At 41.1% G+C, this 10,868-nt stretch carries 7 protein-coding genes and 1 pseudogene; 1 reads left to right on the forward strand and 7 read right to left on the reverse strand.

The window, feature by feature from the left end; translation table 11 throughout:
- From C9J42_RS20880 to C9J42_RS20910, 7 genes and pseudogenes are all read right to left on the reverse strand, one after another.
- A pseudogene (locus C9J42_RS20880) lies at positions 1 to 283 on the reverse strand (hypothetical protein); the annotation flags it as partial.
- A 154-nt stretch (positions 284 to 437) separates the two neighbouring features.
- Positions 438 to 1,478, reverse strand: a complete 1,041-nt coding sequence (locus C9J42_RS20885) for a hypothetical protein (protein ID WP_107208788.1) — start codon at positions 1,476 to 1,478, stop codon at positions 438 to 440.
- Between the two features lie 161 nt (positions 1,479 to 1,639).
- The gene (locus tag C9J42_RS20890) at positions 1,640 to 2,701 is read right to left on the reverse strand and encodes a hypothetical protein (RefSeq protein ID WP_107208789.1); all 1,062 of its coding nucleotides are present in this window, start codon (positions 2,699 to 2,701) and stop codon (positions 1,640 to 1,642) included.
- A complete protein-coding gene (locus C9J42_RS20895; protein ID WP_107261252.1) occupies positions 2,691 to 6,314 on the reverse strand; it encodes a LysM peptidoglycan-binding domain-containing protein in 3,624 nt (1,207 codons plus the stop codon). The genes C9J42_RS20890 and C9J42_RS20895 overlap by 11 nt, the downstream gene beginning before the upstream one ends.
- Before the next feature lie 2 nt (positions 6,315 to 6,316).
- Positions 6,317 to 6,847 (reverse strand): DUF4123 domain-containing protein, encoded by a 531-nt coding sequence (locus C9J42_RS20900; protein WP_158259301.1) that lies wholly within the window; start codon positions 6,845 to 6,847, stop codon positions 6,317 to 6,319.
- Positions 6,847 to 8,919 carry a type VI secretion system tip protein VgrG gene (locus C9J42_RS20905; RefSeq protein WP_107288106.1) on the reverse strand — a complete coding sequence of 691 codons (2,073 nt, stop codon included), beginning with the start codon at positions 8,917 to 8,919 and terminating at the stop codon, positions 6,847 to 6,849. Before C9J42_RS20905 ends, C9J42_RS20900 begins: the two co-directional genes overlap by 1 nt.
- A 111-nt stretch (positions 8,920 to 9,030) precedes the next feature.
- Positions 9,031 to 9,549, reverse strand: a complete 519-nt coding sequence (locus C9J42_RS20910) for an Hcp family type VI secretion system effector (protein WP_005365509.1) — start codon at positions 9,547 to 9,549, stop codon at positions 9,031 to 9,033.
- A 991-nt stretch (positions 9,550 to 10,540) separates the two neighbouring features.
- Between C9J42_RS20910 and C9J42_RS20915 the strand changes: the two genes are divergently transcribed.
- A partial coding sequence (locus tag C9J42_RS20915; protein WP_199189338.1) for a reverse transcriptase N-terminal domain-containing protein occupies positions 10,541 to 10,868 on the forward strand: 328 nt, incomplete at its 3' end.

The following is a 10,868-nucleotide window of genomic DNA, read 5'->3' on the forward strand; positions in this document are numbered from 1 at the left end:
AATACATCGCTTCTGGATTTTTTTTATCAGCTAAAGGTTGAAGTGTTTTTTCAGCTTTTCCCCATAACTTACGCTGAATATTCAAAATCCCCTCAAAAAGTGGATCACCAGGCTGATAGATACTCGCAATATCAATAGAAGGGTTGATACTTGATATCGGGTTTTCTGATAAAAATTGTTCAAACACAGCAATATCGGCTTGTTGAGGTGTTGTTGCTTTTGAGCAACCGGTTAAGGCTATCGAAGAGAGAGTTAAAAGTAGAGTAGTAATTATTACTTTCATGCATTTAAGGCCTTAATTTAGCTGACTAAGAAGCTAATTGATTTTAATGCTGAATAGTACACCTAAAAAGAATTGGGCAATAATTTGCTTTAATATTGATTAAAAAAGCGCTTCCTTTTCATTTAGGAAGCGCTCAAAAATTGCTAAAAAATAATTAACCTTCAGGGACGTGAGCACCATCGATATAAATCACTTTTTTTACCGAGTCAGCTTTTTCTTGAGCCTTTTTATTCGCAGCAATTAAGGCGTCTTTTTCTTTAGGTGGGTGGGTAAAACTTATTCCAAAATCATCGCCATTAAATAACTCTGTCGCTTTAGCTGCAATGTACTTTTGTGTTTCTGTTAATGAATCATCATGAAGGCTTTCAATTCTATAACCTCTCCATGATATGTTCGAACCAAGTTTTAACCCTTGTTCGTCTAAACGTTTCATCTCCTCACTATGGAGGCGATTATGCTTGGCTTCATAATCTCCTAAAGCATCAATAGCCGGTACAAAGTTATTAAACCGCGCATAATTAAGAAGATCCACAGCCATAGCTTCCATGTTTTTATTTGGCTTATCTTCATTGATAATTGTATTCGCATACTCTACGAGCGGGTAGTAATAATGCTTTTCAGCAGATTGAATAACCGCATCAATATACTCCTTGTGGGTTAGGTCAGGTTTCAATGTAGTGCTGTAATATACGGCACGAACGTCGCCTGTTTTGGCTTTTTCAGCAAAGAGTTTTTGTGCTTTTTTTGTCCATTTATCGCTGCATTCATTGGGAAAGTACATTCGACAAATATCGTTTTTTGGAGAAAAAAACAAAGCTGCGTATGGATTACCTTGTTCAGCTGATTCCATATATAGCTTTTTAGCTATAGGGTTGTTTTTAATACCCGTTCCCCATGTAATTGATGCTAACCAAAATTTTGCGTCAGGATTTTGGTTCTTTGCCATAGGTTCAAGTTGTTTCTTTGCCTCAGCCCAAAGGTTACGTTGGATATACAAAACACTTTCAAAAAGCGGATCACCAGGCTGATAGATACTCGCAATATCAATAGAAGGGTTGATACTTGATATCGGGTTTTCTGATAAAAATTGATCAAACACAGCAATATCGGCTTGTTGAGGTGTTGTTGCTTTTGAGCAACCGGTTAAGGCTAAAAAAGAGAAAACTAATAATAGTGTACTAATAGTTACTTTCATGCATTTAGACCTTAACTTAGCGGACTGAGAAGCTGATTGATTTTAATGCACAATAGTACACCTAACAATTACTGGGCAATAATTTGCTTTAATATTGATTTAAGAAGCGCTTCTTAAATATCTAGAAGCGCCCTAAGATCATTTAAATTGATGAGTTTGTATTATTGTATATCTGAACGTGAGTAGAACATTGTTGCGTGAGCACCATCAATATAAATAACTTTTTTAACAGCATCTGCTTTCGCTTGAGCTTCTTTATTAGCAGCGATTAAGGCTTCTTTTTCTTTTGGGGGGTGAGTGAAGCTTAGTCCAAAGTCATCGCCATTAAATAAATCAGTTGCTTTGGCTGCAATATACTTTTGTGTTTCTGTTAATGATTTATCCTCAAGAGCATTATTTCTGTAACTTCTCCATGATATTTTCGACCCAAGTTTTAACCCTTGTTCGTTTAAACGTTTCATCTCATCACTATGAAGGCGATTATTTTTGGCTTCATAATCTCCTAAAGCGTCAATAGCAGGAACAAAATTATTAAATCTAGCATAATTAAGCAGTTTAACTCCCAAAGTTTCTAAATCTTTATCGGGATTGCTTAATTTTACAATGTTGTTGGAATATTCAACCAGTGGGTAGTAGTAATAATTTTCAGCAGCTTGAACAATCGCATCAATATACTCCTCGTGGGTTAGCTCCGGTTTCAGTGTTACACTGTAATACACGGCACGTACATCACCTGTTTTTGCTTGCTCAGCAAAGAGTTTTTGTGCTTTTTCTACCCATTGCTCACTGCATTCATTCGGAAAATACATTTGGCATTGATGATTGTCAGGTGCAAAAAATAATGCCGCATATGGGTTACCTAACTTAGCTGATTGTAAAAGCATCTTACGAGCAATAGGGGTACTTTTAATGCTTCCTGAGTATGAGATTAAAGCAGACCAATAAAGTGCATTTGGGTCATTTTTATCAACAAGCGGTTTCAGTGCTTTTTCTGCTTTTCCCCAGAGATTACGCTGAATATTAAGTACCCCTTCAAAAAGTGGATCACCAGGCATATAGATACTTGCTACATCAATAGATGGACTGATGCTTGAGATCGGATTTTCTGATAAGAATTGCTCAAACACAGCAATATCAGCTTGTTGCGGCTTGGTTGCTTTGGTGCAACCCATTAACACTATCGATATAAGTGCGATAATGAAAGTCGTAAATTTAAATTGCATCTGTCTTCCATTCTATTGATGTGTATTGTTGAGTTCGTAGTTTATCTTTAAGCTGATCGCGAATTTCTTTGGTATGAGCATCAAGATCATCGCCATTATAAAAGCATATATAATCGGTCATTGTGAAAGCAGGGTTAGAAGTGATTACTTTATACAATGTCATGTTTTTACAAAGCTCAGCGCAGTTTTTATTAAATTCATATTCATCTTCTTTTTTGTTATCACCATACTTTTTAATAAATAAAGCCAATTTTCTCCAACTCACTTTAAAGCTTTCCCATTGGGTTGATGGGGCCTGCTGTGTTTCTATATCACCATTCATGAGCACGAGTGCTCGCTCAAATTGGTTTTGATTGACACCACTAGTGTTATTAGTTAACCATTGTAAAATTTGTAAGATAGCATTAATTTGGATAGTGTTTTCAGCAATTTTATACTGAACGGATATCAAACAGTTAAGTAGGGAAGATAGTGTTTCTGGTGGGATACTAGTTATCCATGTTTGCATATTAACTTTGTTTTCTTCTTCAGTAATACGCTGAGCAAGAAACGGCGCATACTCTCCTTTTAGCGTTTCTTGTTTATAGTAGCGTACTGCTTTATCGGGCAGTAACATCGCCTCGGCAAAAGTTAAACCCAATGTGATGGCAACAGTCAGCACGTTGTTAAAGGCAACAAAATCTTCATTTACACCGTTACTGTCAGATTCACCAAACAATGCAATGCGTCTAAATCCACTTTCCTTAAGCACCGCTAAGCAGCAGTTAATAAAACGGTCAGCATTTTCAGGGTTTAGCTCAATAGCAACTTTACCCGAGCAACCTGGACCTGCCACGAATTGAGCGGCAGCGATTATGATAAACTCCCCATGTTGATAGGTGAGTCTTAACTCCGCACTGGCTCCTAGTCCATAGCTCACAGAGGCTTTAGCACTGATTTTACCTAAGGTGAGATACGAGTTGGGATTATTCGGTTTACTTGAGGCGCCTATTGCACTACTTACCAGTGGCGGTTGCCAATAGAATTCAGCAGATACAGCGCCACCTGCTTCAACACCAACAAACATATCAACTTTAGATTTAGCCTCTGCGGCAACCGCACTTAATGCTCTTTGTCCGCCGATGACTTTAGATGTTGCACTTTGACCATCCACAAGATTGTAGCTCGGCACATTGACTGATGAGCCTCTAATGCCAATGCCCCCATTATCTTCGCTTGGTCCAAATGTTATTCCCGTTCCTAGTTGGCACGTTGCAGCAGCAAGACCATAAACTTGCGCACTTAAATTGATAGCGATTAAACCAACATGATAAGACTGAACCTCTGTGCTGCCTGTTTTCATGTAAGGGATTTTGATGTCGTAGCCACGAATTTTGTTTTGTTGGCTAGGCTTATTACTTTTAACCTTGGCGTTTTCATCATTTAATGGTAACCACGTTGAAAAGTTTAATTGAGTATTAAAAAACTGTAGTTCCCCTTTGATTTCGATTTCACTGCCAAAGGTGTTTGAAAATTCAAACCCTGTTAATTTATCATCAAATGTATGGAATTTGGTGGCTGCGTCAGAGGTAAAGCGCATAAATTGTGCCTGCGCGTCAGCATTGTACGCACACTGTGCACCATCTGGCGCTAAACCCTCCTTATAGTGATATCCATCAGACCAAAACTCAGATGTCGAAGTGAATTTAGCTATTTTTGCAGATAGCGTTAAATCAATCTCTCCTCCTTTCTTCATTTCATCTAAAGCTGTTGTTAAGTCTGTACCTGTCTCTTCTACGTGATTATTCGCGGACGGAGCTTCAATTTCTACATTGAGTTCTTGGATGTGACCTGCACAGGTTTTATCGTCTTTATTTGAGGGTAAATACCAGTGAGGGCCTCGGATCCAGAAAAGATTGCCGTCTGACATTAGGCAACATTCAACGATTTGAATATCGTTAGTGCCTGCTTTATTTATAAACCGCCCTAGCTTCTTTTCTTTTACTTTATGTTCCTTTTCATCATCTATTAGAGTGAAAGTCACACCTGTAATATTGTCACTTAAAAAATGTAAGGATGTTTTACTCTGTGCATTTTTATTGGCAATCGATAAGAGCAGTTCCTTGCGGGCAATAGCCACTTGCTTTATCCAAAGCAGTTGTTTTATCACTTCATTGACAGGAGCGGTGTTCCCCGCACCTAAAAGCGCGTTTAAATCATCTTTAAGACTTTTTAAGCTGACATCAATCAGGTTAATCAGCCCTAAAGTGGGATAATACGCCCAATCACAAACATTCGCTTCATTGACAATGTCTTTCGCTGCTGCTTTTCCAGGACACAGTTCATTGTAGAGTCGTTGTATAGTTTGTTCTTGTTTAACATTGAGTGGGGTAGGCTCACTCGACCACGACCAGAAAGATATTTCTCGCCAAGATGTATCTCCTTTTTTACCGACAAGTGCTTTAGGGCCAAAGTGTGACACATCCGTACCAATGAGGTGCGACTGACTTAAACACTGCTCAATAACAACGAAACCGAGTGAGTTGAGTTTTTCTAAATGACGAGCGAAAGCAGTAGGTATTGTAGCAGTAGAATCTGGCAATTTTCGAGGCGTAAGTGCATTACGGATCCCATTGCTATAATATTCATTTAGTTTATCTTGAGAAAAAGAGATGAGATCGTTCTCATCACATGGTCGATTCTGGTTAAATGCCTTAATGGTATTAGCAATATCGATCTGTTTTTGACTCGTGAAAAAATGACTGTTTTTATCAAAAACAAAAGAAGTGCCATCATCAGATAGGATATGTTGAGCATTGCTTTCTGCTTTTCCTTTAAGGACGTTAATTTTCTTTTCTATTGACTTAAGTAGGTTTGATCTTAAATTACTCAGTGCTTTTTTTCTTCGCTCTGATTGTTGCGCTAGACTTTGGTATTCATCATATAAGCTATCTGCCTTTTCTAGACCATAATTATTGGAATTGGCAAGTTCTATTCCTATATTAGCTTTATCATGTATATTTACATGTTTTAGTTCATCATCAAAAGAAAGATTATATGTTGATGCTAAGCTTTTAATAAATGCCTCTCTTCCCCCATCGTAATAATCATCTGCACCCGTTTCTAATACCATTTTATCTATAATTAGCTGATGATACTTTTCTTTATCTTCATCGTTATCTAGAAACTGCTCATGAGGCTTAGTATTAAAATTTGACAATACCCCTAACTTATCTAACGCGCTGAATTTATCTTTTTTTGAATCAACCCCCACAACATTTTCAATCAGGGTTTCTTTTTCTTTTAAAATGGCTTTTCGGGCCGTTTCTGTGATGGCATACCACGTTTTTTTACCGGAAATAGGGTGGCTTGGTACATACAAAACATCGACAAATTTTGGCTGAACCGCAGAACAAGTCGTGTTCCCCGTCGCTGTGCTGGTTGGTTTTTCTGGTAAGGGGATCCTTTCACCCGATGATGTATTATCAGGAATATTTAATGTATTTCCCTCAAGAATGTAGTCAATATCTTGAATTTGATCACTGTTGAGTTCTTGTAGCTTTTCTACAGTTGTATTGTATTTTAGGGCAATTAAGCTAAGGCACTCATCTTTTGTTATTTTATGCGTATTCATTGTCAACCCCATTGTTTAAAGCATGCCGAAACCAGAGCGTAATGATCGGTTGGTAAATATTGGAAATGAATATTTTCTTGTTGAATCGATTTAATATGTTGCTCTTCGTCTGTCCAATATAGGGCTTTCGCTGGACCAAGTAATGTCGCTAAGTCTTGAGGCGAAACCTTACATTGCTCACTTTCAATTTGTTCCCACATAACATTGGTGTAATACCGAAATAACATTTTTTTACCGTCCACTTGAATAATCAGCAATTTCTGAAGGTGGTTAAGTAATGTGTTTGTTTCAACTGATGCGTCAACGGCAAACATGACTGAACTTGAATCGAAGTAGGGCATTACTTTCCATTTATCTAACGCTGACTTGTCTTGCCCTAAGTTCACCAGTAACGGACTTTGATCTATCAAATATTCAAAATCACACCCTTTAAAAAGAGCGATGTTTTGTTCAATTGAAAAAGCGTTATTTACTATTAAAAATGTATCGGGGATACGAACTGTATCAACGAGTAACCAATAATTCACAGACATTATGCATCTCCTCGACATGGGCAGTCATCGAGAGGGCAGCTACCATCTGTTTGTTTTTGGCAAAGCTTTGCAAGAGGAACATTGGCAATTGCCAATGTTTCCATGGTTGCAGGGGAGAGTTGAAGGGGTAAAGGATTTAATGCCACAGCCGCTTCTACTGCACCCGGCAGTAATGGAGATTGTCCAGCAAAGCCAGAGCCACTGCCCGCACTGCCACCTGCATTGATGTTGACCGCTGCCCCCGAAATTGAAACGCCAGATGCATCTATTTTGATAAAGCTGTCGCCAGCCTTCAGCGTGATTTCAGCCCCCGCTTCAATCACGGCTTTTGAGCCTGCTTTAAGGTGTACTTCATTACCCGCATCCACCAGTAAGGCTTGGCCTTGTTTCATGTGTAAGTTGCCATCAACAACAAGTGTTTGATCGGCTTTCACATGCGTACGGCTTTCACCGTCGACGGTTAGGTGATCGTGGGTTTTAATGTGGGTGAAGCGTTCATTGTCTACATCAAGGTGTAAATCGTGTTTGATGTCGTCTTTGCGGTCATTTTCCACCAACATGTTCACGTCTTTTTGTGCGTGAACGTAGATTTCTTCTTTGCCCGCTTGGTCTTCAAAGCGCAGCTCGTTATAGCCATCCCCTTGGTGTGTTTCCGTGCGCAATACCGTGCGGGTTTTATTCGCCGGTAACGGGTAAGGGAGCTTGTTGGTCGCATGGTAAGTGCGGCCAGTGATAATCGGTTGGTCTGGGTCACCTTCTAAGAAACTAACAATGACCTCGTGACCAATACGCGGCAGTGCAACCATGCCATATTGGCTCCCCGCCCAACCTTGGGAGACTCGTATCCAGCAACTCGCATTATCATCACTGTTACTGTATCGGTCCCATGGGAACTGGACTTTCACGCGACCGTATTCATCACAGTAAATCTCTTCGCCTTCAGGGCCCACCACCATCGCAATTTGTGGGCCATCAACACGAGGCTTAGCCGTGTAGGGGGCTCGCCATGGGCGATGACCGGGTATCACAATAAAATCATTGTTATAGGTTGTTACGCCTTGTCCGCCAGCTTCTTCTAATGCTTGCGGCTGCGTGCCCATATGGTTAACCGCCACCACGAGCCATTCGTCATTACATTGCTCATCATCGTGCTCTTGCAAGGCAAAGTTCACCCCAGCAATTAAACCGTGGGTGTTACTTTCACCATAGGCTGTATTGGCATCACGACGTAATGATTCGAGTCGAAAAGAAGTAAACGGCTTACCGCTGGCATCGTCTTTGTAACGCCCAGGGTAATCGTAATGTTCGTAATTGGCTTGCTGGTAATCGGCTTCTTTCGCATTGGCTGTTTGTAAGAAGCTATAAGCCGGCTTTTTAAAACTGTAATCTTTGAGTTGCGCAGACGATGGGCGCATTTGCGTATGGCGAGCAAAGGTGCGCACAAAAGGCACGCCACTTTGCCCACCACTGCGGCTGTTATAAGGCAGTGGTGCCGCCAGTCGAGCGGCACTTTGGGTGTCATCAGAAAAGCGCAGGGTATTCTTTTTATTCTCATGGATAAAGCTGTAAAACAGGCCTTCTTCTGCGGCAATACGGTCGATAAAGGCCAAATCTGTTTCACGGTACTGGACGCAATATTCACGCGGCACGTAATCTCGCGTTAAGACGAAATCAACATCGGTAATCCCTAACTCTTGTAGTATCACCGAGATAATTTCAGGCACCGTTTGTGTTTGAAAAATTCGGCTATTATGGCGCAACGCGAGGCGGGCTGCTGGCGGTACAAATTCCACCTGATACAAGGTGTGGTGATGGCCTGTGTCACCCTGAGTAAAACGTCGAATAATGCCATGCCATTGCTGTTGCTGCTCACCGTCTCGCCAGACCGTAAGCGTGGCCGTGTTATCGACAGTCTCTTGCGGCGTATAGGCAGGGTGACGACTGGCTAAGTCGATGGTAAAAGCGAAAGGCAAAGACAGGCTGTCAGTGCCTGAAAATTGCGTGACGGCAAAGGCATCAGCATCTAGCCCATCGACTTCAAATGTAAATTGCAAACCCGTTTTTGTTGCCATACTGACCTCGTGGTTAAACTTTTGCTAACGTCGTCCTTGCGGCGTATTTAGCAAAGGCATAAACGAAAAGCAGCCTACACAGGTGTGTAGGCTGATACATAGTGAGTGCAATTACGCTTCTAGCGGTGCACGCCAGTCATCAGCACCTGATGTGCCAGATACTGTGTGATCCCAGTTAATTGCACGGTAAGCCATTGATACTTCGATAAGCTGAGTGAAGTCTTCTTTTGATGAATCTTGGCAGTGTGGCATGTGGGTGTTGATATCAACAATCGTTGCATCGGTCAGCGTCGTAGTGAAGTAGTGCTCTTGCTTACCTTCAACCGATGTGCGGTACCACTTCAGCTCTACAGACGGAAGCATTTCACCTGATGCCAATGAGTTGTACATCAGAGGCACGGCTTTGTTCAGTGCCACGGTAAATTTAAATGGCTTGTGAACACGTTGACCTGAAGGCTGACCTGATTGTGGATCAGTAGGAACAGTAACAACGTGCTTGAATTCTTGAACAAGCATTTGGTCTTCGTGACCTTCAACATAGATGTTACCGACAGAATCAGGTGTGAATGCACCCGCTGTAATATTACCCTGAGTTTGGCCTTGGATCGCGATATAACAAGGAGTTGGCATCTTAGTATCCTATTTTATGATGGAGTAAATGACACAGCCTATGCTGTGATGACGTGCTGTTAGAGCAGGAAGTGTGCCAGTTTTTAAGTTACTGATAAGTATAGATTTTGCGTTTTTACGCTATTAAATATCGAGCAATAAGTTGCCCGGCTGGGCAACTTATTGCTCGATTTGGGCAAGTTCTTGCTCGGTAAGCTAAATGTAAAATGCTCGAAATATGAAGTTAGAGAGGGGGTGGTAGTTATTAATATGAGTTTGGCAGCGTGAGGTGTAGACCTTCTGGTCGAGTATGACTTATTGAAATCAGTGACGACGATTTTTTACGATAAACCAAGAGTTAAAATAGATTTTCCATATATTTTCTAATACGAATCTCCCCAAATAGAGCTAAGAATCTAACTCATTTATGTCCGTGCGACCTGAAGTCGTATGAAGCGTTGTTCATCGCTTTATGAATGAACTATCTGTATCACCAGATGAACCTACGAGCCTGAATAAAGCAGCGGCTCGGACAATGTAACGAAGAGAAATTTCAAATTGCTCGGGATCGAAATCGTGAGAGGCAGATCCTCCTGATAACCACATGAATCGGGTAAGTGCTAGGTAGTCAGTATGATGAACGTAAGTGAATCCATGAAAGGTGCGTTATGTGATGAAACAGCGGAAGTGGTTAATACGCTGTGGCCAAAATGGCAATGAGAGTTGGAAAGAGGTTGGACAATACTCTTTCGTGATCACAGTACTCTCCGCACTATAGTGGGCATCTAAGCTGACATTTTACGTGACATACGGAACACGGTAAGCCTGTATCACTCCCTCTGGGAAAGCCTTTGTGGCCGATAGTGATGCAAGTATAGGAGGTCGGAAAAAGCGAAAGCTACATTGTAATGATGTAGATACAGACTCATGTCTGATCACGAAAGTGAGCCCACTTCCAACTGGTCTCCCATTGCGAGAGAATTTGAAGAACTTTATTCAAGGAGAAAAGCAAATGATGGTCTCGAAAGAGATTAGTGCATCTTCTGACGGTGCTCAGTGGCAGTCTATCGACTGGAAATCCGCTGAAGCGCACGTATTAAAGCTTCAAATGCGTATCGCAAAAGCAACGAGAGAAAAGAAATACGGTATGGTGAACTCCTTACAGTGGCTCTTAACTCATTCTCGCTCAGCTAAGCTTCTTGCGGTTAAGCGAGTATCTCAAAACAAAGGCAGTAAAACGCCTGGAATAGATGGTGTCATCTGGAACACAGATGCACGCCGTATGAAAGCAGTCAATCAGCTTAGTCGCAAGACTTATAAAGCGAAACCACTCAAACGCA

It is taken from the genome of Photobacterium sp. GB-56, assembly GCF_003026105.1.
Lineage (GTDB): Bacteria > Pseudomonadota > Gammaproteobacteria > Enterobacterales > Vibrionaceae > Photobacterium.

Excerpts from the sequence above, each read along its gene's own strand:
- C9J42_RS20885 (WP_107208788.1), bottom strand. The coding sequence starts at position 1,478 with ATGAAAGTAACTATTAGTACACTATTATTAGTTTTCTCTTTTTTAGCC.
- C9J42_RS20890 (WP_107208789.1), bottom strand. The coding sequence starts at position 2,701 with ATGCAATTTAAATTTACGACTTTCATTATCGCACTTATATCGATAGTG.
- C9J42_RS20895 (WP_107261252.1), bottom strand. The coding sequence starts at position 6,314 with ATGAATACGCATAAAATAACAAAAGATGAGTGCCTTAGCTTAATTGCC.
- C9J42_RS20900 (WP_158259301.1), bottom strand. The coding sequence starts at position 6,847 with ATGTCTGTGAATTATTGGTTACTCGTTGATACAGTTCGTATCCCCGAT.
- C9J42_RS20905 (WP_107288106.1), bottom strand. The coding sequence starts at position 8,919 with ATGGCAACAAAAACGGGTTTGCAATTTACATTTGAAGTCGATGGGCTA.
- C9J42_RS20910 (WP_005365509.1), bottom strand. The coding sequence starts at position 9,549 with ATGCCAACTCCTTGTTATATCGCGATCCAAGGCCAAACTCAGGGTAAT.